We start from the raw sequence: 24,682 nt of genomic DNA, 5'->3' as shown, positions 1-24,682 counted from the left end.
ATGCCTGGGGCCCGGTCAGGCTGATATTCAGCCTCGGCACCGGCGCGCAAGCTCAGAGCTCCCCGCTGACGGATGACCTGCCCCATGCGCCTCCGGCCCAGCCCGCGTGACCGAAGCGCTGGCCTCACCCTGATGGAGCTGATGGCCACCCTGGCGATCCTCGCGCTGGTGGTCGCCGTGGCGGCACCCAACCTGGCCGAGACCGTCTCCAGCCTGCGCGCCGATGCCCTGCGGCTGCAACTGAACTCGGCATTCGCCGGCGCTCGCATGGCCGCGGTGACACGGCGCGAGATCGTCACCATCTGCCCCAGCGACGATGGCCGGCGCTGCGCGTCGGAATGGAGCACGGGGTGGCTGACGTATCGCGATCCCCGTCGCCAGCCACAACCGGCCGAGGCAGACATCCTCCAGTACTACCCGGGGCAGACCGGCCTGACCCTGCGGGCTCCGGCCTCTGCCGGGCGCCCTCGCCTGCGGTTTCGTCCGGATGGCAGCAGCATGGGCGTCAACCTGACGGTCACCATCTGCACCCGAGGACAAAGACACAGCAAGGTGGTTGTCAACAATGCCGGGCGCGCCCGCTCGGAGCGACTGCGCGACCGCGCGCCCTGCTGATGCAGGCCCGCCGGAAATGCCGGCACGAAAACGACAAAAGCCGCGATTGCTCGCGGCTTCTGCAGAATCTGGCGCCCGAAGTTGGACTCGAACCAACGACCCCCTGATTAACAGTCAAGTGCTCTAACCGGCTGAGCTATTCGGGCGGGGAGGCGCATTGTACGGGGCACTCGCGCGGAGGGCAACACCCTTGTGCATGCCGCCGTCCGTCACGTCACCAGCACTCGGAGAGCGTGCCCCCACTGGTCTTGACGTTGGCCTGGTTGATGCCGAGGTCGCCACACTTGTCCTTGGCCTGGTTTCCCTGTGCGGTCGCGGTCAGCGTGAACGTGGACTGGGTGCCGACAAACCCGACACTGTAGGCGGCCGTACCCCCTTCGCGCGGCGAGCTGACCGAGTTCCCACCGCCGGGCAGCGTGAACCCTTCATAGGTGTTCTGCGTGGTGTGGAACCGCTCGGCCAGCTGCGCGTACTCGACCAGGTCGGCCTTGACCTGCCCGCGCTTGGACTTGCGCGTCTGCTCAACGTAACTGGGGTATGCGATACCGGCCAGGATCGCCATGACGATCACCACCAGCATCAACTCGATCAGCGTGAATCCCCCCATCGAGCGGGCGGGGACAGCCGGCACGCGTCCGGCGCGGGCCAGGGTGGGAAACGAACGACTCATTGCAACTGCCTCCAGGACTGGCGTCCGCAGGGATACGGCACGTACATGGGGACGCCGCCTGCCGCAGTGACCAGCATCTGGCAGGGCTCGGCGGGCGGGTCCACCGGGGGTGGCGTGCCGCCAGGTGAACCCGGTCCACCGCCGCCTGGGCTGTCGCCGGAAATCTTGCCGGGTGGCTGCTGGCGCGGCAGTACCTGCACCCCGACATCCTTCACCGGGGCGTTGCCGCCGGTCGACAGCGGAACCGCGGCCGTGCCAGCGCCAAACTTGGTGCCGGTCGGCGACCCGGCGCGCATTTTCGACAATGCCGGCGCACCGGACTGCGCACTCAGCCCGAACAGCCAGTTGGAGCCATCCGACGCACAGCTCTTGGTGGTTGGATTGGGCACATAGGTGGGCATGAAGACCACACCGGACGCCAGCGCGGGATACGCGAGGAAGCGCTCGCCCGCCGGCAGGTCGACATGCCAGCCGCGCGAATCGGCGGGGATCGTGCCCGGCGTCATCGTCCGCACATCACCCGAGGCAGAGACGGTATACGGACGCAGATCGGCCGCGGTCATCGTCAGGGAAGGCGTTTCGTCGGAGGCATCCAGGACCGCGTACAGGGATTGGATCGATTCGTCACGGACATCTTCGTTGAAGACGAAACTGCCCGTGCCGAAGAACAGCATCACACCACCGCGGTCACCATTGGTGGCGTTGATGCCGCCGGTGATCGGCTGACGGTAGGTCAAACCATTCCTGGTGCTGGTCTGCGTGGTGAACAGCGGCGTGGAAACCCTCGCACTGGTATCGCGCAGATCGAACTTCCATACCGCGCCCTTCTGGTCGGCCGCGTACACCGTATCGGCGTAACCGTCACGGCCGCGCGCATTGCGGCCGCTGCCGGTCCAACGGTCGACCACCAGGATGTTGCCCAGGCCATTCTTGCCAGCCGGCGGGCTTCCTGCCGTCTCGGATGCTTCGATCATCGTGATGTTGGGGGAGCCGGTGCCGATGTCCACCATGAACAGCACCACCTTGCCACTGGCACTGCCATAACCATTGCCGAAGATGGCCTTCCAGGTCACGGTTCCGCTCGCGTCCTTGAACGGAACGATGACCGGCTTGCCCAGCACATGGCCGATATTGGCCTTCACGCCTTCAGAGCCGCTGAGGTCGTTGATTTCCCACAGGCGGCTGCCGGTGCCGAAGCTGCCCGGCTTGGTCACATCCAGTGCGAACACGCCGCGGCCGCCCGCGCCGGTACTGCCGACCAGTACGGTGCCCCAGCTGGTGCCGATACGCGCATCGGACACGGCGACCGGACCATCGACATAGTAGCGATGAGAAAACTTCTGGAAGGCCTGATTGTTCGGATCGAGCGGGAACAGCAGGTTGCCCATGTGCCCCATGGAGGTGGCGGGAATGTAGGCGAACGTTTCCGCGCCGCCGCTGCTATCCATCGTACCGCTTACACCCATGCCGCCATCAAAGGCATGCAGCATGCCGTCGTTGGCGCCGACATAGACCATGTAACGCCCACTGCGCTTGGTCTCCAGGTAGGTGGCGTAGCTCGCGCCCAGGCCTTGATCCAGCCCGCGATAACCGTAGTCATCGATGGGGGCACTGATGACCGGCGACGAATTGATGATGTCGCCAAGCACCGTGGTTCGGTCGCGGAAGCGCCCCCCTCGCCGCGTTTCCAGACTCCTTTCGCCCAGCAGGTAGCTGACCGCGTTTGCGCGCGTCGCGCCGAGATCGGTCAGCTCACCAGCCGAACACCGGGCCATGCCCGGGTACAACGACGGGGACAGGTCACACAACGACTCCAGCGTGACACTGTTGCTGCTGAAGGGAAGCACGTCGGTGTTCGTACCGAAGAACACCTTGCGCGCGGTCGGCTGCGGCATCTTGGCGCTGGCTTCCCACGCGGTGGTGTACACCGCTTTGCGCGTGGCCTGGTCCACGGTGATCTGGCTCGCGGTGAGGCGGCTGAACCAGTCGGTCGATTCGTTGGCGATCTCGTAGTACGGCGCCACCGCCATCGAGCCGGTGCCGATGCGCGCGCCCGACTGCGCGTAGCTGCCCGAGGAAGATGCACCGGCCGTCACCGACGACAGCACGCGGCGCATGGCCTGGGTGATGTCGGCCGGGGTACGCGCGTTGATGAACTCGCCACGCGTGTTGACGGCGGCATGCCAGATGTCATCGATGGTGCTGATCGCACCGTTCTCGCGCTTTGGCCAGTTGTTGTAGATGGAGGCGTTGGTATACGGATCCTGGACGATATCGGGATTGAACAGCTTGCCGCGCCCGCCCAGGGTGATGCCGTAGAAATTGACGTGCAGGTTCTTCTGGCAATCCAGGCGCGGATCCGGGTTGGCCGTATTGCAGGCCTCCGGCACCGGCACCAGCCCGGGCGCGAGTTCCGGACGCAGTGGGGATTTGCCATCCTTGTTGATGTAGTACGAAGCGGCGATATCAGCCATCGTATTGTCGTGGCTATCCTTGAACGGGATGCCCATGTTGCCGTCGCCATTGGCATTGGCGACCTCCGGGCCATCAAGGTTGCTGTAGCCATCGGTGAACAGCATGACGGCGTTTTTCTGGCAAGCAAGCTGCACCGGCGCCTGATCATCGGTGCGGGTGAACTGGGTGGCCGCCGCCTTCACCGCCTGGCGATTGGGTGTACTGCCCGAGGCGTTCAACGCGATCATGTCAGCGTACAACGCACGCTTGTCGTCCTTGGTACCCAGATCGCGGATGGGCAATGCCGCACCCTTGTCGCTCATGTCGTAGTCGGCGTTGTCGTTGATCTTGAAATAGCCCACGCGCAGGTTGTCCACCGTCGCCATGGATCGGGTCATGCCGGCGATCATGGAGCGGTTGCGGTTGCCGTAGTAGGAGAACCAGTTGGCGAAGTTCTGCAACGCAACGCCGTCGGTGCTCTTGATCGTGTACTTCCACATCGTGCAACCCGTGCCACAGGCATTGGCGGCCTCCGTGCGCGCTACCGCTGTGTAGGCGCCAGGGCTCCCGGCCAACTCCGGAACCGGATCACTCTTCCCCGTGAACGGAAGAAAGAACGTCGCTGGAACGTAGGTGAAGGTCGCGTCGTACCGGGTTGGCTGGGTCTGATTCCTGCCCGCCACGTAGAAATCGGTGGTCTTCCACGTGTAGTCCTTGTTCGCCGCGTAGGCCGTTCCGTCCTTCCCGTTCGCCGCGAAGACAGTGCCCTGGGGCACCACCATTCCATCGACCATGTTGAACACACCGGTGGTGGCCGCGGTCAGATCCACCGTGTTGGCCGCGTTCGCCGCCAGACGTGGATCTATCAGGGTCTTGGACGTGGCTGCCTGTGCGTAATCGACCACCTTTTCCTGGGCGGTGTCATAGCGCATCCACGGCTCATACTTGATCGTGGGGTTGTAGAAGGCCGGGTTGTAGGTCGGGGAGCGTGCGAAGCCGAACTTGTCGAACGGTGCAATGCCGTAATACGCGCCGGAAATGCGCGTGCCCGGCAGCACGTAATAGAAGGCGCAGGTACCCGTAGTACTGAGCGTCTTGGTGCTGCTGAAGAAACTCTTGGCCGACGTATTCCAGCAGGCCTGGCCATCCGCCCCGGGGAACTGGGTCTGGAAGGTCATCGAGCCGGAGTTGTCGACCGTCATGATGAAGGCCGGCTGCGCCTGCACTTGGTTGTTCAACGGCACCTGGGACAGCGTCCCCTGCCCCTGCGCGGCGATCAGCTGATAGGTCAGCACCCCGCCGCCGACCAGAACGGCCAGTACCGACGCGGAAATGAGTGTGGTCCTGCGCGATACCATGTGCGCGTCCTCAGAGCTTGAAAACCGTGTCGATCACGGTCGAAGAGGTGGGATGTTCTTCATCATCGGCGGCGTAGCCCGTGATCTGATAGATCGGAATGGGGGTATCGCGCGGCCCGCCCAGGCCCACGCCGGTGCCGAAGGGCACGCAGGTATCGATCTGCCTGACCGTTACCGCTGGAACCGCATCGGAACTCTGCTCGCTACCCCACTCTGACGGGTCGAAGGCAGCATCGCAGCCGGCATCGATGTCGCCGGCGACAATCAGGCTGCCATCGGGCAGCTCCTGACGATTGGCGATTTTCTCCACCAGATGCTCGGCAGTGCGCACGGTCGCTTCGGTGTTCTGGAAGGACAGATTGCTCGCACGATAGTTGGCCGACATCTTCTCCTGCATGCCGGCGACCTGCATGCCCGCGATACCGATCAGCGCCAGCAGGATCAACATCACCAGCGCCACATACAGCACGGCGCCACGCTGGCGTTGTGGGGCCGGAGAACGAACGACGGGGCGGACGGAGGCGTGCATGTCAGTTCCCATAGAGTCGATTGCGCAAGGCCACCGATACCTCATAGCTGGCCCGGTAGCGCGTATCACGGGTATCGGACGGCGCGAACTCCACGCCCAGTGCGCCCTGGCGAGCCACCTTCTGCTGGGCCTGCAGCGCATCGGCCGGCTGCGGGCTGCGCGCCAGCACGCCGACCTGCACCAGGCCCACGCGTCGCCACTGCCCGGCCGCGGCCGCGTCGGTGCCCGTGGAGACGCCACTGGCGGTTGCCTGCACGGTGATGTTGCCGATGGGCGAGGCATCGACACTGATGTCCGGGGTCGAATCCAGGCCGAACAGAACCTGCAGGTTTTCGATGCCTTCCACCAGCTCCTCATTGAGCTCGGCCGGGTACGCGCCGGCCGCATTGGCGCGGGCACGGCGCAACGCTGGCTCGCCGGACGCGCCGGCCCCGATGTAGTACACGATGGACTCGGCGCGGTAGACCAGCGTCTGCCCATTGGGCGGCGCATACCTGGACAGGTCCGCGTTGGTCGCCGTGACGGTGCCCCCGGCGACGCTTCCCGGGAAAATGTCGACGTGGGCACAATCGGCGATACCGAACATGGTCGGCGCAGCGGGCGTGCCCTGGCTCAACCGGGCGGCGCGCTCGGTGTCCACCGTCAATTCACTGCCGCCGCTGTCCGCGGTGATGGCCGTGACCGGAACGCCTTCACCGGCCAGGAAGCGCAGTACCAGCACATCGCTGCCCCCCAGTGGATTCAGCCCGACGATCTCGGACGGCAGGTTGCCTGCGTCACTCCAGGCCTCGCCCAGGGTCAGGGTATCGCCCGGCGCGGTACCCCCCGCTTCATAGCCCTGCACCGCCACCGAAAAATCCAGCGGACTGCCGGCCCCGGACGCAGCGGTGAAATGATGGCGCGGGTCGCCCTCGTCCTTGATGAAATGCGCCTGATCGTTGACGCAGCCGTAGTGGCCGGCCATGCGGATGTCGCGCTCGAGGAAATCGATCGCAAACCGGGCGTTTTCCTGGGTGCGTGCCACGCCTTCAGCCAACCTCGAGGCGGTGCGCGAGGCGATGAAGACCTGGATGACGCCCAGCATCAGCACGGTGCCGATCACCACCGCGACCATCAGCTCGATCAGCGACAGACCCGACTGCCTGCGCCGTGTATTCGGGAAAGGGCTCATAGCTGCGATGTCACGGTGAAGGTGGTCTTTTCATCGGGTTTGTCCTTGTCCCAGCGCTGGTCACCCCAAGCGATTTGGACGGTGACGCTGCCATCTTCGTAGGCCACGTTGGCACTGGCGGTCTCGCCCAATGCCTTGGCCACCTGGCACTGCCACCGCGCGACGTTCTGCTGGATGGTGACCGCATTGCCGGTCGGGCGGCCGCAGGCCCCGGCAACAGCCACCGTCCCGGGCGAGAACGATGCCGTGCTGTACCAGGCCGCCTGATAGCGATTGGCGCGCATCTGATCGATCAGGTCGTACGCCAGGTTGGTCGCCTGGGTGCGGTAGTTCGCGCTCTGGGTGAAGCGCACACTCATGGTCTGCAGCAGCGCGAAGCCGAGCAGGCCGAAAGCAAGCACGACAATGGCAACCAGCACCTCGATCAACGTGAAGCCACCCGGCGCTGCGCGCAGGCGGCGAGGATGCTTGCGCTTCATTGGCACGCTCCCTGGGCACTGCGTGCCTGGCCGGAGGAATTGATGGTCACGGTGCGCTGCATCGGTTGGCCGCTGCATTCGTCCGGCCGCAGGGTCAGCGTCTGGTCGGCAGGCGCCTGGCGGCGACCTCGCCCGTCGAAACTGATGGCCACGTTGTCCGGCCCGTCCACCACCAGCCTGGGGTGGCCCTGGCTGTAGCGCAGGACCGTTTCGCTGGTTTCCAGGGTACCGCTGCCGTCGGGGTCGGCGAAGGCGAGGATGCCGCTGTTCCAGTCCCCGTCGCAGCTGGTGCCGGTGGCGCTGCCACAGACACCGCCGCCCTTGTTGTTGCGGATCGCCTCGCTGCGCGCGAGCGACAGCAGGCCCAGCGCTTCATTGTTGGCCGCGACCACCCGGTTGGAACGGATCACGCTCAGGAAATTCGGGAACCCCACCGCGACCAGCACGGCAAGCACCGCCATGGTCACCATGAGCTCAATCAGTGTGAAGCCGTTGGACCGGCGCAAAGACATGAAACGCTCCCCAGCGTTGATGACACAGAAGATGAACGCCCCGCCGCCGATCAGCAAGCGGCGGCAGGACGAACGGTCGCCCGGAGGCGACAGGCGTCAATGGGTTGACGCAGATCGAGAACCGGCAGCGGCCCCTGCCCGCCGCCGGCCCGGTCAGGCCCTCAGGCCATGACCTTGTAGCAGGGTTGGTACTCGCCGGAGATCTTCATCCGGCGCTGCTCGACGAAGGCGCGCAGCAGTTCATCCAGGGCCTGCATCATGTCCGCATCGCCGTGGATTTCGAACGGCCCGAACTGCTCGATGCGGCGCATGCCGTCTTCCTTCACGTTGCCGGCCACGATGCCGGAGAACGCGCGGCGCAGGTCGGCCGCCAGGGCATGTGGCGGACGGCCGTGGTGCAGGTCAAGCGACGCCATCGCCTCGTGGGTCGGCACGAACGGCTGCTGGTACTCCCACGGAATCTCGATCGACCAGTTGAAGAAGAACGAGTCCTTCTGCGCCAGGCGGTGCTCGCGCACGCGCTTGATGCCCTGGGCCATCTTGCGGGCGACGTTGACCGGGTCGCCGATGATGACCTCGTAGCGGCTGGCGGCTTCCTCACCCAGGGTGAGGCGGATGAAGCGGTCGATCTGCTCGAAGTACGGCGCGGCCACGGTCGGGCCGGTCAGGATCAGCGGGAACGGCAGGTCCTTGTTCTCGTCGCGCAGCAGGATGCCCAGCAGATACAGGATCTCCTCCGCGGTGCCGACACCACCGGCGAACACGATGATGCCGTGGCCGATGCGCACGAACGCTTCCAGACGCTTCTCGATGTCCGGCATGATCACCAGGTGGTTCACGATCGGGTTCGGCGACTCGGCGGCGATGATGCCCGGCTCGGTCAGGCCGATATAGCGCGTGGTGGTCTTGCGCTGCTTGGCATGGGCGATGGTGGCGCCCTTCATCGGGCCCTTCATCGCGCCCGGACCGCAGCCGGTGCAGATATCCAGCCCGCGCAGGCCCAGCTCGTAGCCGACCTGCTTGGTGTACAGATACTCATCGCGGCCAATGGAATGACCGCCCCAGCAGACGACCAGATTCGGGTCGCCGGGATTGAGGATGCGCGCATTGCGCAGCAGCCCGAACACCGCGTTGGTGATGCCCTCGGACGACTCCAGCTCGGCCGCGTAGGCCGGGCCCATCTCGATGGCCATGTAGGCCAGGTCGCGGACCACGGCGAACAGCAGCTCGGCCACGCCGCGGATGATCTCGCCATCGACGAAGGCCATCGCCGGGGCGTTGACCAGATCGATGCGCACGCCGCGGTCCTGCTGCGCCACCTGGATATCGAAATCGGGATACAGATCGCGCGCCGCGCGCGGATCGTCCGAGGCGCTGCCGCTGGTCAGCACGGCCAGCGCGCAGCGGCGCAGCAGCTCGTGCATGCCGCCGCCGGAGGCGTCGCGCAGGCGTGCCACTTCAGCGCGCGACAACACATCCAGCCCACCGCGCGGGTAGATCCGCGCGTCCTGCACCGGCAGCGTACGCGCCGGCTTTTCGTTGATCGTCATGTCCATCTTGTTCGCTTTCCTCAAGGTTACCGACTGTACCGCTGCCCCCTTAAAAAGCAAAACGGCCGGGAAACCCGACCGTTTGGATATGTCCTGACCGCGACAGAGGCACTGGGCCGTCGCAATTGCACTGATTTCCGCGCAACCAACTGAATATACAGGCATGCACTACCCAGCACAACACTCAGTGGGGCGGCCGATGGAGACCGGGGCGCTCCAGCCGCCTCGTCCTGACAGACAAAAAAAAGCGACCGGGTTACCCCGGCCGCTTTTCAATCATCCACTAGGTCCGACGCATCAGAACTTGTAGCGGAAGCCCAGCTGCAGCGACCACTGCGACACACCGGTGTTGAAACCGTCGGCGTCCGCGTTGGCGAAGGCGCTGTCGGTCACGGTGGCGCTCGTGTTGCCCTGGCGCTCTGCACGGAACTCGTACAGGTACTTGCCAGTGGTCGGGTCGATGCCGCGGAAGTTGGCGATGCCCTGGTCAGCATAGAAGCCGAAGTCGTCGATGCGACCCCACTTCTTGTTGAGCAGGTTGCCCACGTTCTGGATATCGAGCCAGATTTCGGACTTGTGGCCCTTCATGAAGCCCGGCAACTGCTGGGTGATACGCACGTCAAAGGTGTTGACCCAACCGGCGCGAGCCGAGTTCTGCGGGGTCACCTGGCCGGCGTAACGGTTCAGCTGTGCATTGTTCTCCATCCATGCGAAGAAGGCTTCTTCCATGGCGGCACCGCCGGTGAACAGCACGTCGCCACGACCCTTCGGCACATAGAACAGGTCGTTGTAGGTGCGGCCGTCGCCGTTCATGTCGTTGGAGTACACGAAGCTGTACGGACGACCGGTACGCCCTTCATAGAACATGCCGACCTGGGTCTCGTAGTCACCGAAGAACGCATGCTTCCAGTTCACCGAACCCGAGATGCGGTTGCGGATCTCGTAACGCGAGCGCGCAAGCGCGTTCTCGTTGGCCTGGAAGATGTAGTTGTTGTTCCAGTTCGAGGTCGCCACCGAGGAGGTGTTGCTGGCAACTTCCTTCGCATCGGTATAGGTGTAGCCCAGGTTCCAGGCCCAGTCACTGTCCGGGCTGAACGGCTTGGCCAGGGACACGGTGAACTGCGCGGTGCGGCCCTTGTCGGTGTTGTCCAGCAGCACGGCATCGCTCACCCAGCTCGGGGTGGTCGACTTGGAGGTCGAGGCGTTGGCAATGTTGCCCCAGTAGAAGTTGCGACCGTCCGGACCACCGGTGTAGCTCGGCTGCACCAGTTCCAGGCGCTTGAAGTACAGACCATCCTTGACCTTGGTCACCAGCAGCTCGGCCGATGCGACCAGACCGTTCCACGGCAGTTCGTGATCGAACGCCAGATTGGCCTTGTACACGGACGGGGTACGGAAATCGTCGGAGACGAAGTTCACGACCTGCTGTCCCGGACGGTTGCGGTTGGCGTACGGGTAATCGGTGCCCTGGGTGAAGTTCACGCCGTTGTTGGCGTAGATGTTGCCCAGCCACACCTGCGGCGCTTCACCACGGAACAGGCCAACGCCACCGCGCAGCTGCGTCGGGCGATCGCTGTCGAAGGTGTAGTTGAAGCCCACGCGCGGCTGCACCAGGAAGCCGTTGTCGCCGATCGAACGGTTGTCGTAACCGAAGAACTCGCTGGCGCGCTGGTTGTAGGCCGTGTCCTTGTTGGTGTCGTACTTGTCCGCACGCACGCCCAGGGTCAGGGTCAGGTTGTTGTTGACGTACCACGTGTCCTGCACGAACAGGCCCAGGGTGGTGTAGTCGTAGTCGGCCGCAAGGCTCTCCACGCCACCGTCCACCGGGTTGCGCCAGGTGCTGACCACCGGCGTGTTGTTACGGAAGCCTTCGATGCCGTTGTAGACCAGGTAACCGTCAATGTTCGGTGCGTACAGGTTGTAGATTTCGTTCTTGCTGTAATCCGCACCGAACTTCACGTCATGGTCGCCCAGGGTGAGCGTGCCGGAGGCGAAGTAGTTCCAGGTCTTGGTGTACAGCTCGTTGTACTGGGTGTTGGCTTCGGTACCCAGGTACAGGGTCGGGTTGGCGACCGACTCGCGGTTCGAGTTCAGACCGCCGAAACCGATCAGGATCGCCGGAGTACCCGGAGCCGACGGATTGCGGATGGCCGAGTAATCGCGGTAGCTGGCCTTGATTTCGGTCGAGAAGTTGTCGCTCCAGTCGCTGAACAGCTGGCCGACGTAGGACTCGATCTTCTTGTCGTGCTGGTACCAGTACGAGCTGATCGAGGCACCGGTGGTCTGGCCGTAGCCATTGATGCGCAGCTTGTCCTGCTCCAGCTTGCTGTAGCGGAAGCTCGCACGCTGATTGTCGGTGATGTTCCAGTCCAGCTTCAGCGCGTACTCTTCGAGGTTGGTGTCCGAAGCGGCGTCGTAGCTGCCCGCCGACACGCCATAGCGCTCCTGGAAGATCTGCTGGGCCTGCGCGATCTGGGCATCGGTGATGGTACCGGCGCCGATGGCGCTGCCGGCGATGTCGGCGCCCGGGGCGGACTGCTCGAACTTCTCATAGTTGGCGAAGAAGAACAGCTTGTCCTTCACCAGCGGGCCACCCAGCGTGAAGCCGTAGGTCTTCTCGTCTTCGAAACCGTTGAACTTGCCGCCACCCGGGTTGTCACCGAACCAGCTGCCGTCACGCATGTAGCCGTAGACCGAGCCGTGGAACTCATTGGTACCCGACTTGGTCACGGCATCAACCACAGCGCCGGTGGCGCCGGTGATGGTGATGTCGTAGCTGGACAGGTCGACGTTGATGGCTTCGATGGCTTCCATCGAAACCGGCTGGCGACGGGTCGGGAAGCTGTTGCCTTCCAGGCCAAAGGTGTCGCTGGCGGACACGCCATCGATACGGACGGCGTTGTAGCGCGGGTTCTGGCCGCCGGCGCTGATGCTGCCCGAAGCACGGTCAACGAAAGCGACGCGCGGGTCCAGGCGCATCATGTCCTGGATGTTGCCGCCGACGGACGGCATGGCTTCGATCGTTTCCTGGCTGATCGACGTGCCCGAGCCCATCTTGGTGGCGCTGAACACTTCCGAGCCTGCGGCCACGGCGGTGACCTGCACGGCATCGAGGTTCGTTGCAGCGAGGTCGCCGGTCAGTGCCGCATTGACGGTACCGATCTGGTTGACGCCGAGGTACACACCCTCTTCCGTCTTGGTGCCTTCACCCGGCTTGTTGATGGTGATGGTGTACGGACCACCCACGCGCAGGCCGCGCGCGTTGTAACGACCCGATGCATCGGTCGTGGCGCGGCTGACGGTGCCCGACTCGGTGTGCGTGATGGTGACTTCTGCACCGACGACAGGCGCGCCTGCAGCCGACGTGACCTGACCGCCCACACCGGAAGAGGTGCTCTGGGCGAAGGCGGGAGCGGCGGCAAGTGCAGCCACGAGACCAAGCGTGAGCTTGGACATCCGGAGACAACGGGAGTGGGTCATTGGGGAGTAGCCTCGATGCGAGATTGGCGATGGCGGAGAAAAAAACGCGCCCAAGCAGCCTTGCTGGCGGCTGACTGGACTTTTATCTGGGTTCCCTAGCCGCGAGCTGGTTTCAGCCGCAACGGTTAACACTAGATTAACACGATAGCCCCGGATTGTGACGGTTTGGCGACAAAACACACGCCATCACAACGGGATCATGACGCCATCTTCACATTTGATTGTGACCGGCTGAATGCGGGCTACTGAGGGCCTCAGCGGTGTCCGGTTGGCGTTCTGCGGGTTGGCTGGGGAGACGGCCAGCGGCCGGCATTACCCATAGGAGCCCGGGGCACGTTTAGGAGGCCCGGGGCACATTCAGGAGGCTCTGGGCAGGTTCGCGCCAGCGGTGACGCCTTTGCCGCGCTCATGCGTCGAGAATCTGGCCGCGATACGCCGCGCCGGCAGCGGACAACAGCAGGACCGCGGCGGCGGCACACTCGGCCGGATCACGGGCGGTGCGGTCCTCATCCAGCGAGAACGCTCGGGCGCGCAGGGCCGTGCGCATCGGGCCCGGCTGCAGGCCACTGACCCGGACCGGGCTGCGGCCGAGTTCGTCATGCAGCGAGGCGATCAGCCCACGCAGGCCGTGCTGGGCGGCGCCATAGCCCCCCCAATAGGCCTGCCCCACCCGTGCCGGGTCGTCCACGGTGAACACCAGCGCGGCATCGTCGCTCTGGCGCAGCAGGGGCAGGCAGGCCTGGGCCAGCCAGGCCGGCGCGGTCAGGTTCACGTGCACGGCGCGGGCGAAGGCGGCGGGGTCGGCCAGCTCGAACGGGGTCAGCCCGGCGAAATCGGCCGCACAGTAGAGCACCCCATCCAGGTGGCCAAGTTCGGATTGCAGGCGTTCGGCCAGGGTCGCGTAATCGTCGGGGGTAGCCCCTTCCAGATCCAGCGGATACAGCAGCGGCTCGGGACCGGCTGCCTCGACGGCGGCATAGACCCGGTCCAGGCGGCGCGGTTTGCGCCCCAGCAGGACGACGGTTGCCCCGGCCTGCGCGCAGGCCACGGCTGCGGCGCTGCCAAACCCTCCCCCGGCCCCGGCGATGAGAATGACGCGATCGGCGAGCGATCCGGTCCCGACCACCACGGACGGGACCGCGCTCACGGCTGGGAGGCCTCTTCGACGATCCGCTTGAGCTCGCCGGATTCGAACAGCTCCAGCACGATGTCGCAGCCACCGATCAGCTCGCCGTGGATGAACAGCTGCGGGAAGGTCGGCAGGTTGGAGAAGCGCGGCAGGTTGGCGCGGATCTCGGGTTCTTCCAGCACGTTGACCGTGCGCAGCGCGATCGCGCCGGCGGCCATCAATGCCTGGATGGCACGGCTGGAAAAGCCGCACATGGGATATTGCGGAGTGCCCTTCATGAACAACACGAGGGGGTAACGTTCGACTTCGGACTGGATCTGCTGCATCACCGCCACAACGACTCTCCCTCCAATGGGACAACCCGGCCTCACCGGTCGGATAGACTTCCCTGGCCGCCATTGTATGCCCTACCTTCGCGTGGTGGGCACCCTGCCATCGGCCACACTGATGCCGATCCGCGATCGCGCGGCGCTTTCCCTTCCCAATCTGTCGTGCCCATGCCCCTCGAACTGCCTCGCCTCCCCTACGACCGCACCGCCCTGCAACCCCACCTGTCGGCGCAGACGCTGGACCTGCATCACGGGCGGCACCTGCGCGGCTATCTGGACACGGTCAACGCATGTATCGAAGGCACGGAACTGGCCGAGCTGCCGCTGGAGGACATCGTCCGCCAGAGCCAGGGCAGCCTGTTCGATGCCGCGGCCCAGGCCTGGAACCACCAGTTCTATTTCCACTGCCTGCACCCGCGCGCCGGTGGCGAGCCGCAGGGTCGGCTGGGCGAACTGGTGACCCGTCATTTCGGCGATGCCAAACGGCTGCGCGAGGCGTTCGACCGGGCGGCATTGAGCCTGTTCGGCTCGGGCTGGGTGTGGCTGGTACAGCATCCCAACGGCGCGCTGGCGATCCAGGTGACGCGCAACGCGGGCACGCCCCTGACCGGGGAGAGCACCCCGCTGCTGGCCTGCGATGTGTGGGAGCACGCGTATTACACCGACTACCAGGATGAGCGCGCGCGCTATCTGGAGGCCTTCTGGAAACTGGTGAACTGGGACTTCGTTACCGCGCAGCTGCGCGACTGATGCCCGGCAGCGCACGGCCGTTGGTCGTGCGTCCAGGTCATGCGCCCTGGCAAGTAGTGCCGGCCCCTGGCCGGCTCCCCTTGTACCTCGCACCGCCAGCGCCGGCCAGCGGCCCGCACTACCGGACCTCTAACCGCGCAGGATCTCGATCACCGGCGCGACCTGCTCGCCGCGATCAAGCTGCCCACCGACACGTTCCAATGCATCGGCCAGCACCGCCGCATCGTCATCACGCAGCGTGGCATGGCCAACCTTGCGCCCGTCCCGAGCCTGCTTGCCGTAATCGTGCCAATGGCCGCTGGCCTGGGCGAGCACGGCGTTGGCCTCCGGCATCTGCCCGATCCAGTTGAGCATGCAGGCATGACCCAGCATGCGCGTATCGCCCAGCGGCAGGCCCAGCACGGCGCGCAGGTGGTTTTCGAACTGCGAGGTCTCGCTGCCTTCGATGGTCCAGTGGCCGGAGTTGTGCACGCGCGGGGCCATCTCGTTGGCCAGCAGCTCATCGCCACGGCAGAACAGCTCCAGCGCGAACACGCCGACATAGTCCAGCCGCTCGGCCAGGGTGCGCGCGTAGCCGATGGCCGCCTCATGCTGGGCCGCCGACAGCTGCGCCGGGGCCAGACTGGCCGAGAGCACGCCATTGACGTGCCAGTTGCCGGTGATCGGCCAGGCGCGGAACTCGCCATCCTGCGCCCGTACCGCCACCACGCTGACCTCGCGATCAAAGGCGACGAAACCTTCCAGAATCAGGCCGGTCTTTTCGACCTGGCTGCCGAGGGTGTCCCAGGCCGCGTCGATATCGGCGGCGCTGCGGATCCGGAACTGGCCCTTGCCGTCATAGCCCAGGCGGCGGGTCTTGACGATGCAGGGCATGCCGAACTCGGCGACCTTGGCGGCCAGTTCGTCACGGCTGCGGATATCGGCGAAGGCTGGCAGCGGGATGCCCAGCGACTGGAACAGGGTCTTCTCGCTGAGCCGGTCCTGGGCCACGGCCAGCGCATCCGGATGGGGATGCACCGGCACGCGCTCGGCCAGGAACTTGGCGCTGCGCGCCGGAACGTTCTCGAAATCGAAGGTCACCACGTCCACGCGGGCGGCGAACGCGGCCAGGGCCGCCTCATCCTCGAACGCGGCCACCTGCAGTGGCGCGACCTGGCCGCCACAGGCATCGGCGGCGGGGTCGAACAGCTCGAAGCGCAGCCCCATCGGCGCGCCGGCCAGGACCATCATGCGGGCCAGCTGACCGCCGCCCAGAATGCCAACGGTCCTGACGCTCATTGACGCGGGTCGTCGTGGGCCATGACGTCTTCGGTCTGGCGGGCGCGGAAGGCCTCCAGCGCCTCGCCGATCGCCGGCTGGTCCGAGGCCAGCATCGCCGCGGCGAACAGCGCCGCGTTGGAGGCGCCGGCGTTGCCGATGGCGAAGGTGGCGACCGGGATGCCGGCCGGCATCTGCACGATCGAGAGCAGCGAATCCATGCCGTTCAGGGCCTTGGACTGCACCGGCACGCCCAGCACCGGCACGGCGGTCTTGGCGGCGATCATGCCCGGCAGGTGCGCGGCCCCGCCGGCACCGGCGATGATCGCGCGCAGGCCACGCTGGCCCGCCTGCTCGGCGTAGGTGAACAGCACGTCCGGCGTGCGGTGCGCCGAGACCACTTTCACTTCATAGGGAACACCCAGCGAATCCAGCTTCTGGGCGGCGTGCTGCATGGTTTCCCAATCCGAGCGGGAACCCATGACGATGCCGACGAGCGGCGCGGTTTGGTTGAGGGTCATTGGCCGTCACCTGCCTTAAAGACGTATTCTAGCCGTCTTCCACGCAAGACGAAGAATCCATGGATCGCAAGCTGCTCGACCTCCTGTGCTCGCCCGATACGCGCCAGCCCCTGTCCCTGCTCGATGCCACCGGCCTGGACGCGCTCAACCGCGCGATCGGCAGCGGCGCCGTGCTCAAGGCCGATGGCAGCCCGCAGGCGCAGACGCTGCGCGAGGCCCTGCTGACCCGCGACCGCAAGCAGGTGTTCCGCGTGGACGATGGCATCCCGGTGCTGCTGGCCGAAGAGGCCATTGCCACCGCCCAGATCGCCGATTTCCCGGAAAAATGAGCCACCTCCCCGTGCCGGCCCCCGAGGCCGCCCTGGTGGCCGCCGATGTGGCCCGTGCACTGGCCGAGGACATCGGCAGCGGTGATGTCACCGCCGCCCTGCTCCCGGACCGCCCCGACACTGCCTACCTGCTGTGCAAGCAGGACGCGGTGATCGCCGGCCGCCCCTGGTTCGATGCGACCCACAGGGCGCTGGATCCGCAGGTGCGGATTGACTGGCGCGTGGCCGAGGGTGACCGTGTCGCCGCCGGCACCGTGCTGGCCCTCCTGCAGGGCCGCAACCGCAGCCTGGTGAGCGCCGAACGCACTTCGCTGAATTTCCTGCAGACCCTGTCGGGCACGGCGACCACCACCGCGCATTACGTCGCGGCGGTGGCCGGCACCGGCGCGCGGATCCTGGACACCCGCAAGACGCTGCCCGGGCTGCGCGTCGCGCAGAAGTACGCGGTGCGCTGTGGCGGCGGTGACAACCACCGCCTGGGCCTGTTCGACACGGTCATGCTCAAGGAAAACCACATCCGCGCCGCCGGCTCGCTGACCGCGGCGGTGCAGGCAGCGCGCGTGCAGTGGCCGGCGTTGCCGCTGGTGGTCGAGGTTGAAGACCTGGACCAGCTGCGCGAGGCGCTGGAGGTGGGCTGCACCCGCATCCTGATCGATGACTTCGATGCCGCCACCCGGCGCGAGGCCGTGCGCATCGCGGCCGGGCGGATTCCATTGGAAGTCTCCGGCAGCGTCGGCCTGGACGGGCTGCGCGCGATCGCCGAGGACGGCGTGGACTGCGTCTCGATCGGTGGGTTGACCAAGCACGTGCAGGCGATCGACCTGTCGTTGAAACTGGGCCCGCCCCCCGGCTGAAGCGCGTGCCGATCCGCGGGCGATGCCTCCCCGCTTTCACGGTATGGGCAGATGCGGTCTGCGAGGCTGCGTCTGCCCCCATCTGGATTGCACGCATGCGCTGCCTGCCGCTTCTCGCCTGCCTGTCTCCCCTGCTCGCGCTGCTGCCGCTCCAGGCATCCGCAGCCGAGGTCTGCGATGTGCCACCGCGCTTCGGGCTCAGCCCGGTGGCGATCAACATCGTCCGGACTGCCTGCACTGAACATCGCCTCTGGTATCGGCCCTTCATCGACCGCGATGGACGCGCGGCCAGCCTGAGCGTCACCGAAGCCGAGGACGTCCACCTGGCCGACAACGGCCTGGTCGCCTGGCAGCGCGTGGTCGGCTACTGGCGGCAGAGCGGAACGTTGTCGCCGATGGGAAGCCAACCCGGCGCATCGAGCTGCATGGCCCCGCCGGGTACGCGCTATACCGATACCGATTGCCGTGCTTTCCTGATCGACAACCCATGGTCGGCGGCCTTCATCTCATGGGTGATGACCCGCGCCTCGGTACCCGGCTTTACCCGTTCGCCCCGACACATCGACTATATCCGGGCCGCCTTCCAGAACAGTGGTCCGTACCGCATGGCCGATCCCGCGCAGGAGAAGCCTGCACCCGGCGACCTGCTGTGCTACCTCCGCGACCGGCGTGAAACGCTGAGCTACAGCGGCCTGGTCCAGTCGCTGTCCAACGGCTCGGTCACGCACTGGAAATCGCACTGCGAAGTGGTCATCGCGGCCAACATGGGCGGTGACCGCACGCTGTATCTGATCGGCGGCAACGTCATGAACACCGTGGCGATGCGCAAGCTCTCGCTGGACCGCAGTGGCCGGATCGAGCTGCCGCCGGCCAAAGCCACGGCGAGCGACGGCATGGACCTGGGCTGCACGCCCGGCCGCGAAGAGGAGTGCAGCTTCAATCGCCAGGATTGGGCCGCCCTGCTGAAACTGGTGGCCACCGCGCCCGCGCCGATGCCGACGGTCACCCCGGACCCGGTGACCCCGCCCGCTGCCGGTGCTGGTGCCACGGCACCGCCGATGGCATCGCCGGCGTCCCAGGCACCGATGCGGGCCCCCACCGTGGTGCCGCCCCGCCCGCCGGTCCCGCCACCCCGCACACCCTGATCTTGATGGCGTATGGCTTGATCCGCGCCGCGTTCGTCGCCATCTTGGAGTCACCGACCTCCCTGACCGCGCCGAGTCACCGATGCCCAGTTTGATCCTGTTGATGATTGCCGGCGCGTTCGCCTACGCCTTCTGGAATTCCTCGCGTGCCGCCGCCGAACGCGCCGGCGTGCTCGGGCGCAACGCCTGCCGCGCAGCCGACGTGCAGTGGCTGGACCAGAGCGTGCATGCCACCGGCCTGCGCGTATGCCGCAAGGACAATGGCTGGCTGGGCTGGGAGCGCACCTTCAAGTTCGAGTACTCGCACGATGGCGTGGACCGCCACAGCGGGCGCATGGTGCTGCGCGGCGATCAGCTGATCACCTTCGTGGGGCCGTCGGCGGCGCGGATCAGCGAGATCCGGCGCGATATCGATACCCGCGACGCCGAAGACGTCTGACCCCGGTAGAGCCGACCGTTGGTCGGCTGCCGTTGGCCGTGGCCGTCAATGGGCGTGGAGAGCAGCCGACCAACGGTCGGCTCTACCGGGTCGTTGCCGTTGATGGGCGCGGAGAGCAGCCGACCAACGGTCGGCTCTACCCATGAAAATGGCCGCCTTGCGGCGGCCATCGTGTGTCTTATTTGACCACCCGCAGATGCGGGCGACCGCTGGGCTTGGGCGGTGCGTCGTCCGGCGGGGTCGGTGAATCGTCCGGCGGCAGCTCGTCGTCCGGGCCCGGCTCATGGCCAGGGATGTCATCGGGCAGCGCCATGCCCTGCCCGGTCTCGCGGGCGTACACCGCCAGCACGGCCGAGATCGGCACCTGCACGGGGTAACTGGTGCCGGAGAAACGGGCCGAGAAGCTCACGCTCTCATTGTCTATATGCAGGCGTACCACGGCGCGCTCGGCGATGTTCAGCACGACGCGACCGTCCTTGACCGCGCTCTGCGGAACCTGCACGCCGGGCATGCCGGCGTCGACCAGGATGTGCGGCGTCAGGTCGTTGTCATTGATCCATTCCACCAAGGCCCGCAACAGGTACGGGCGGTGGCTGGTCATGCGAAAAGTGTCTTCTGTCATGTGGTAGAGCCGAGCCGTGCTCGGCTGCTCTTGATCCGGATTGCCTGATGCAAGTGTACGCGCCCGCCTACCCGCAGGTCAGCCATGGCGCGTACCGGCACCGCGATTTCGTTCAGTACAGCCGTGCCGCACGCGGCGCTCGCCCCTGCCGATCAGACCGGCAGATCGCGCAGCTTCTTTTCCTGATCGGTCAGGCTGCGGATGAAGCCCGGATGCCGGAAAATGCGGTTGCCGTAGTCTTCGATCGATTTGCCATCCTTCGGCAACGGCACGTCCAGCGCCTGCAGCCGCCAGATGATCGGCGCCATCGCGCAGTCGGCCAGGCTCATTTCCGGATTGAGGAAGAACTTGCTGGCCTTGAACAGCGGCACCGCGCTGGTCAGCAGTTCCTTGAGACGTTTGCGCCCGGCCTCGGCCTGGGTCTTGTTGCCCAGCTGGATGGCCTGCACCTGCGGCACCCAGTCGTGTTCGATGCGCAGCATCGCCAGGCGGATGCGGGCCCGCGAGAGCGGATCGACCGGCATCAGCGGCGGGTGCGGATAGCGCTCGTCCAGGTACTCGCTGACCACCGAGGCCGCGTACAGCACCAGCTCGCGTTCCACCAGGGTGGGCACGGAGTGATACGGATTGAGATCGATGAGATCTTCGGGCGGGTTCTGCGGGTCGACCGGCACGGAGTCATAAGTGACGCCCTTGGCCGCCAGTACCAGCCGTACGCGATGGCACAGGACATCGTCGTTCGAGGAAAACAGCGTCAGGGTATTCCGCATGCGTACGCTCGCCGCCATCAAAGGCTCTCCAACGTCCGGTAACCGCCGGTCGTATCGGCGCCGCCAGCCCATTGCTGACGGTCGTCACAGTACCCGAGTGTGCAACCGCACATCACAAAAGCCAATAGGTCGATCGTCCCACGTGGGGAACGATCGCCGCGGGAAGGCGCCGGACCGCTCAGTGGACGTCCTTCCAGTATTCCTTCTTGAGCAGATAGGCCAGGAAGGTCAGCAGCGCCAGGAACAGGATCACCCATACCCCCAGCTTCTGCCGCTTCAGGGCGGCCGGCTCACCGGCATACTCCAGGAAATTGGTGATGTCGCGCACCGCCTGATCGTATTGGCCGGCATCGATGTTGCCGGGCTGTTCGATCTTCAGGCCGACCACCGGCGGGTCTTCGCCGGGGTTCTCCGGCTTGCCGTGCACGGCGTGCTGGAGCCCCTGCATTTCCCACAGCGGGTTGGGCATGGAGGCATTCGGGAACACGGTGTTGTTCCACCCCAGCGGACGCGTGGGATCGAGGTAGAACGACTTGAGGTAGGTGTAGACCCAGTCACTGCCCCGCACCCGCGAGATCAGGCTCAGGTCCGGCGGCATCTTGCCGAACCACTTTTCCGCCTGCGCCTTGGGCATCGTCACCGGGATCGGCTCACCGACCGGCGTACCGGTGAAGTTGAGGTTGTTCATGACCTCTTCTTCGCTCAGCCCGAGATCGGCGGCCATGCGCGAGTAGCGCAGGTATTTGAGCGCGTGGCAGCCCGAGCAGTAGTTCATGTAGAGCTGTGCGCCACGCTGCAGCGACGCACGGTCGCTGAGGTCGTTGCCGGCCTGCAGGGTCTTGGCACCTTCGGCGGCATCGGCCACCGCGACACCGAGCATCAGGGCGGCCGCGCAGGCCAGCCGGACAATCCAGTGGTCAGTCATGCGTGGTCACCCGGTCCGGTACCGGCTTGGTCCTGTCCAGCTTGGTCCATAGCGGCATGGTGATGAAGAAGGCGAAGTACAGGAAGGTCAGCACGCGTCCGATGTAGGTCTCGTGCGCATCCGTACCCGGGCCGGAGCCGATCACGCCCAGCCACACGAAGCACACCGCGAACATGCCCAGCAGACCGCGCGAGAGCAGGCCGCGGTAGCGGTAGGACTTCACCCGCGCGCGATCCAGCCACGGCACCAGGAACAGGATGGCGATCGCCGAGAACATCACGATCACGCCGCCGAGCTTGTTGGGCACCACGCGCAACATCGCGTAGTACGGGGTGTAGTACCAGACCGGCTTGATGTGCTCGGGTGTCACCAGGCGGTTGGCCTCGGTGAAGTTGTCGTGCTCCAGGAACAGGCCGCCGAAGGCCGGCGCGAAGAAGATGATGAAGGCGGCGATGATCAGCAGGAAGCCGGCGCCGACCGCATCCTTGAGCGTGTAGTACGGGTGGAAGGGGATGCCGTCGGTAGGTGCGATGGCCGACCAGCGGTTGCCCTTCGGCCCCTTCTTGATCTCCACGCCGTCCGGGTTGTTGGAGCCCACCTCGTGCAGCGCGCCCAGGTGCAGCACCACCAGCAGCAACAGCACCAGCGGCAGGGCGATCACGTGCAGGGCGAAGAAGCGGTTGAGGGTGGCGTCGCTGGGGAGGTAGTCGCCCATGATCCATTCGGTCAGGCCGGTGCCGATCACCGGGATCGCACCGAACAGCGAGATGATCACCTTCGCGCCCCAGAACGACATCTGGCCCCATGGCAATACGTAGCCCATGAAGGCTTCGGCCATCAGCACCAGGTAGATCAGCATGCCGAGGATCCAGACCAGCTCGCGCGGCTTCTGGTAGCTGCCGTAGAGCAGCCCGCGGAACATGTGCAGGTAGACCACGATGAAGAACAGCGAGGCACCGGTGGAGTGCATGTAGCGGATCAGCCAGCCCCACTCCACGTCCCGCATGATGTATTCGATGGAGGCGAACGCTTCGGCCGCGTTCGTCTTGTAGTGCATCGTCAGGAAGATGCCGGTGACGATCTGGTTGACCAGGATCAGCAGCGCGAGCGAGCCGAAGTAGTACCAGATGTTGAAGTTCTTCGGCGCGTAGTACTCGGTGACGTGCTTGCGGTAGACCGGCATCAGGCCCGGCGCGCGGGCGTTGACCCAGTCGGCGACGCCGGTGGCGGTGCGGGAAAGGATATTGGCCATGATCAAGCCGCCCCCTGCGGATCAACGCCGATGATGATGGTGTTGTCGTCCTGGTAATGGTGCGGCGGCACCAGCAGGTTGATCGGTGCCGGAACATCCTTGAACACGCGACCGGACATGTCGAAGCGCGACTTGTGGCAGGGGCAGAAGTAGCCTCCCTTCCACTGGGGGTCGTAGGGCTCGGGGCGGATCTCGGCGACCATTTCCGGCGAACAGCCCAGATGGGTGCACAGCCCGACCAGCACCGAGACCTCGGCCTTGATCGAGCGGAACTCGGGATTCTGCTTGAGCACGTACTCGGGCTGCTGTTCTTTCTCGCCCGACTCGGGATCCTTGAGGCGGCCGTCCAGCCCGTGCAGCGCATCGAGGATGGCCTTGGAGCGTTTGACGATCCAGATCGGCTGTCCACGCCACTCCATGACCAGACGCTGGCCTTCCTGGAGCGCACTGATGTCGGCAATCACCGGGGCACCGGCCAGTTTGGCGCGGGCGCTGGGATTCCAGGACTTGATGAACGGTACCGCTGCAAATCCGACGCCGACCGCTCCGACCACCGCAGTGGTTGCTGAGAGAAACCGCCGACGTCCAGTGTTGACTGGATCGTTTACCCCATCGTTGGCCATCCGGCACTCCGATATTGATTTAGGTAGCTTGAGGCTGCCAGCAGACCGGTGGGGGCCAGTCCACATTGAATCAGCCGCGAGTGTAGCTGAACCGAAGTCGGCCACACAACGCGGTCCTACGGAACGACATTACCCCGACAGTACGGCATCAGGCACCACCGGCGCCATGGGTCATTGATGGCTGGCCACGGCGCCGCGGTAGCGGTCGGCCAACAGAGCCACCCGCTTCACGTAATACTGGGTCTCGCTGTAAGGCGGCACGCCACCATGGCGGTCGACCGCGCCCTCGCCGGCGTTGTAGCCCGCCGCGGCCAGGGTGAGATCGCCGTTGAAGCGCTTGAGCAGCCAGGACAGGTACTGCACGCCGCCGCGGATGTTCTGCGAGGCATCGAAGGAATCGCTGACCCCGAAGCGGCGCGCGGTTGGCGGCATCAGCTGCATCAGCCCCTGCGCGCCGGCCCGGCTGAGCGCGGTCGGGTTGTAGGCCGATTCGGCATGGATGATCGCGCGGACCACCGCCTCTTCCACCCCGAACTCGCGGGCCGCAGCGGCGATCTCGCTCTGGTAGGCCGTGGTGTTGAGCCGTACCGAGCCGAAGTTGACCGCCGGGTTGGCGCCACAGGCGTAGCAGCGCTCGATGAAGCTGTAGTGGATGGTGCGGACCTGGCCAAGGCTGGCGACCCCACTCGGGCGTGCGCTGGTGTAATGGCGCACGCCGTCTTTCATATAGGCGTACAGCTGGCCACTGCGGACCTTTCCAGCCTTGTTGCCAGCCGCCGCCGGGGCGGAGGGCGCGGTCAGCACCGTGGCCGGGACGGGGGACGGTGCCGGGGCCGGGTTGATCGCAGTCGCCGCGGTGGCGGTATCGGCCCGGGCCGGCGCTGGCGCCGCGCGGGCGATCGGGGCCGCCGGGGCCGGC

At 65.8% G+C, this 24,682-nt stretch carries 24 protein-coding genes and 1 tRNA gene; 6 read left to right on the top strand and 19 right to left on the bottom strand.

Annotated features, from left to right (window positions below):
* Positions 1-72: 72 nt before the first annotated feature.
* Complete coding sequence (locus tag C0R07_RS04415) at positions 73-615, top strand: GspH/FimT family pseudopilin (protein WP_026069809.1); 543 nt, start codon at positions 73-75, stop codon at positions 613-615.
* Between the two features lie 69 nt (positions 616-684).
* On the opposite strand, the gene C0R07_RS04410 is transcribed toward C0R07_RS04415, so the two are convergent.
* The 11 genes from C0R07_RS04410 to grxD form a co-directional block, all read right to left on the bottom strand.
* Positions 685-761, bottom strand: a tRNA-Asn gene (locus tag C0R07_RS04410).
* Positions 762-829: 68 nt separating this feature from the next.
* Positions 830-1,285 (bottom strand): type IV pilin protein, encoded by a 456-nt coding sequence (locus C0R07_RS04405; protein ID WP_390328094.1) that lies wholly within the window; start codon positions 1,283-1,285, stop codon positions 830-832.
* The gene (locus C0R07_RS04400) at positions 1,282-5,097 is read right to left on the bottom strand and encodes a pilus assembly protein (RefSeq protein WP_102788279.1); all 3,816 of its coding nucleotides are present in this window, start codon (positions 5,095-5,097) and stop codon (positions 1,282-1,284) included. Before C0R07_RS04400 ends, C0R07_RS04405 begins: the two co-directional genes overlap by 4 nt.
* Before the next feature lie 10 nt (positions 5,098-5,107).
* Positions 5,108-5,626 carry a pilus assembly PilX family protein gene (locus C0R07_RS04395; protein ID WP_070427006.1) on the bottom strand — a complete coding sequence of 173 codons (519 nt, stop codon included), beginning with the start codon at positions 5,624-5,626 and terminating at the stop codon, positions 5,108-5,110.
* A gap of 1 nt (position 5,627) precedes the next feature.
* Positions 5,628-6,797 carry a PilW family protein gene (locus C0R07_RS04390; protein ID WP_070427005.1) on the bottom strand — a complete coding sequence of 390 codons (1,170 nt, stop codon included), beginning with the start codon at positions 6,795-6,797 and terminating at the stop codon, positions 5,628-5,630.
* Positions 6,794-7,276, bottom strand: a complete 483-nt coding sequence (gene pilV / locus C0R07_RS04385) for a type IV pilus modification protein PilV (protein WP_070427004.1) — start codon at positions 7,274-7,276, stop codon at positions 6,794-6,796. The genes C0R07_RS04390 and pilV overlap by 4 nt, the downstream gene beginning before the upstream one ends.
* Positions 7,273-7,788 (bottom strand): GspH/FimT family pseudopilin, encoded by a 516-nt coding sequence (locus C0R07_RS04380; RefSeq protein WP_167390320.1) that lies wholly within the window; start codon positions 7,786-7,788, stop codon positions 7,273-7,275. The genes pilV and C0R07_RS04380 overlap by 4 nt, the downstream gene beginning before the upstream one ends.
* A gap of 161 nt (positions 7,789-7,949) precedes the next feature.
* The gene (ppnN, locus tag C0R07_RS04375; protein ID WP_102788496.1) at positions 7,950-9,338 is read right to left on the bottom strand and encodes a nucleotide 5'-monophosphate nucleosidase PpnN; all 1,389 of its coding nucleotides are present in this window, start codon (positions 9,336-9,338) and stop codon (positions 7,950-7,952) included.
* A 297-nt stretch (positions 9,339-9,635) separates the two neighbouring features.
* Positions 9,636-12,818, bottom strand: a complete 3,183-nt coding sequence (locus C0R07_RS04370) for a TonB-dependent receptor (protein ID WP_174704345.1) — start codon at positions 12,816-12,818, stop codon at positions 9,636-9,638.
* 406 nt (positions 12,819-13,224) lie between these two features.
* The gene (locus tag C0R07_RS04365) at positions 13,225-13,965 is read right to left on the bottom strand and encodes an SDR family NAD(P)-dependent oxidoreductase (RefSeq protein WP_070470683.1); all 741 of its coding nucleotides are present in this window, start codon (positions 13,963-13,965) and stop codon (positions 13,225-13,227) included.
* Positions 13,962-14,282: a Grx4 family monothiol glutaredoxin gene (grxD, locus tag C0R07_RS04360; RefSeq protein WP_019186185.1), complete on the bottom strand. Its 321-nt coding sequence runs from the start codon at positions 14,280-14,282 to the stop codon at positions 13,962-13,964. The genes C0R07_RS04365 and grxD overlap by 4 nt, the downstream gene beginning before the upstream one ends.
* A gap of 162 nt (positions 14,283-14,444) precedes the next feature.
* Here grxD and C0R07_RS04355 point away from each other — a divergent pair, with 162 nt between their 5' ends.
* The gene (locus C0R07_RS04355; RefSeq protein ID WP_102788276.1) at positions 14,445-15,026 is read left to right on the top strand and encodes a superoxide dismutase; all 582 of its coding nucleotides are present in this window, start codon (positions 14,445-14,447) and stop codon (positions 15,024-15,026) included.
* A gap of 129 nt (positions 15,027-15,155) precedes the next feature.
* On the opposite strand, the gene C0R07_RS04350 is transcribed toward C0R07_RS04355, so the two are convergent.
* Positions 15,156-16,304, bottom strand: a complete 1,149-nt coding sequence (locus tag C0R07_RS04350) for a 5-(carboxyamino)imidazole ribonucleotide synthase (RefSeq protein ID WP_070470687.1) — start codon at positions 16,302-16,304, stop codon at positions 15,156-15,158.
* Positions 16,301-16,804, bottom strand: a complete 504-nt coding sequence (purE, locus tag C0R07_RS04345) for a 5-(carboxyamino)imidazole ribonucleotide mutase (RefSeq protein WP_019186188.1) — start codon at positions 16,802-16,804, stop codon at positions 16,301-16,303. Before purE ends, C0R07_RS04350 begins: the two co-directional genes overlap by 4 nt.
* A gap of 59 nt (positions 16,805-16,863) precedes the next feature.
* Here purE and C0R07_RS04340 point away from each other — a divergent pair, with 59 nt between their 5' ends.
* The 4 genes from C0R07_RS04340 to C0R07_RS04325 all read left to right on the top strand — a co-directional run bounded on the left by C0R07_RS04340 (position 16,864) and on the right by C0R07_RS04325 (position 19,571).
* A complete protein-coding gene (locus C0R07_RS04340; protein WP_019186189.1) occupies positions 16,864-17,133 on the top strand; it encodes a Trm112 family protein in 270 nt (89 codons plus the stop codon).
* Positions 17,130-17,987: a carboxylating nicotinate-nucleotide diphosphorylase gene (gene nadC / locus C0R07_RS04335; RefSeq protein WP_102788275.1), complete on the top strand. Its 858-nt coding sequence runs from the start codon at positions 17,130-17,132 to the stop codon at positions 17,985-17,987. Before C0R07_RS04340 ends, nadC begins: the two co-directional genes overlap by 4 nt.
* A gap of 95 nt (positions 17,988-18,082) precedes the next feature.
* A complete protein-coding gene (locus C0R07_RS04330; RefSeq protein WP_070470690.1) occupies positions 18,083-19,132 on the top strand; it encodes a DUF2272 domain-containing protein in 1,050 nt (349 codons plus the stop codon).
* An 82-nt stretch (positions 19,133-19,214) separates the two neighbouring features.
* Positions 19,215-19,571: a DUF3301 domain-containing protein gene (locus tag C0R07_RS04325; RefSeq protein ID WP_019186192.1), complete on the top strand. Its 357-nt coding sequence runs from the start codon at positions 19,215-19,217 to the stop codon at positions 19,569-19,571.
* A 178-nt stretch (positions 19,572-19,749) separates the two neighbouring features.
* Here the strand turns inward: C0R07_RS04325 and C0R07_RS04320 are convergent, their stop codons facing one another.
* The 6 genes from C0R07_RS04320 to C0R07_RS04295 all read right to left on the bottom strand — a co-directional run.
* A complete protein-coding gene (locus C0R07_RS04320; RefSeq protein WP_019186263.1) occupies positions 19,750-20,193 on the bottom strand; it encodes a ClpXP protease specificity-enhancing factor in 444 nt (147 codons plus the stop codon).
* A 152-nt stretch (positions 20,194-20,345) separates the two neighbouring features.
* Positions 20,346-20,981 (bottom strand): glutathione S-transferase N-terminal domain-containing protein, encoded by a 636-nt coding sequence (locus C0R07_RS04315; protein WP_019186262.1) that lies wholly within the window; start codon positions 20,979-20,981, stop codon positions 20,346-20,348.
* A gap of 160 nt (positions 20,982-21,141) precedes the next feature.
* Positions 21,142-21,843, bottom strand: coding sequence for a cytochrome c1 (locus C0R07_RS04310; protein ID WP_390328394.1), 702 nt, complete (start codon positions 21,841-21,843; stop codon positions 21,142-21,144).
* A gap of 37 nt (positions 21,844-21,880) precedes the next feature.
* On the bottom strand, positions 21,881-23,140 hold the full coding sequence (locus C0R07_RS04305; protein WP_019186260.1) for a cytochrome b: 1,260 nt from the start codon (positions 23,138-23,140) through the stop codon (positions 21,881-21,883).
* A 2-nt stretch (positions 23,141-23,142) separates the two neighbouring features.
* Positions 23,143-23,763: a ubiquinol-cytochrome c reductase iron-sulfur subunit gene (petA, locus tag C0R07_RS04300; protein WP_019186259.1), complete on the bottom strand. Its 621-nt coding sequence runs from the start codon at positions 23,761-23,763 to the stop codon at positions 23,143-23,145.
* A gap of 171 nt (positions 23,764-23,934) precedes the next feature.
* Positions 23,935-24,682: lytic transglycosylase domain-containing protein (locus C0R07_RS04295; protein WP_102788274.1), on the bottom strand; the 748-nt coding region annotated here is incomplete at its 5' end.

It is taken from the genome of Stenotrophomonas bentonitica, from assembly GCF_002887735.1.
Taxonomy (GTDB): Bacteria; Pseudomonadota; Gammaproteobacteria; order Xanthomonadales; family Xanthomonadaceae; genus Stenotrophomonas; species Stenotrophomonas bentonitica_A.
The sequence above is the reverse complement of the archived record's forward strand: the minus strand, read 5'-3'. Positions and strand labels throughout refer to the sequence as shown.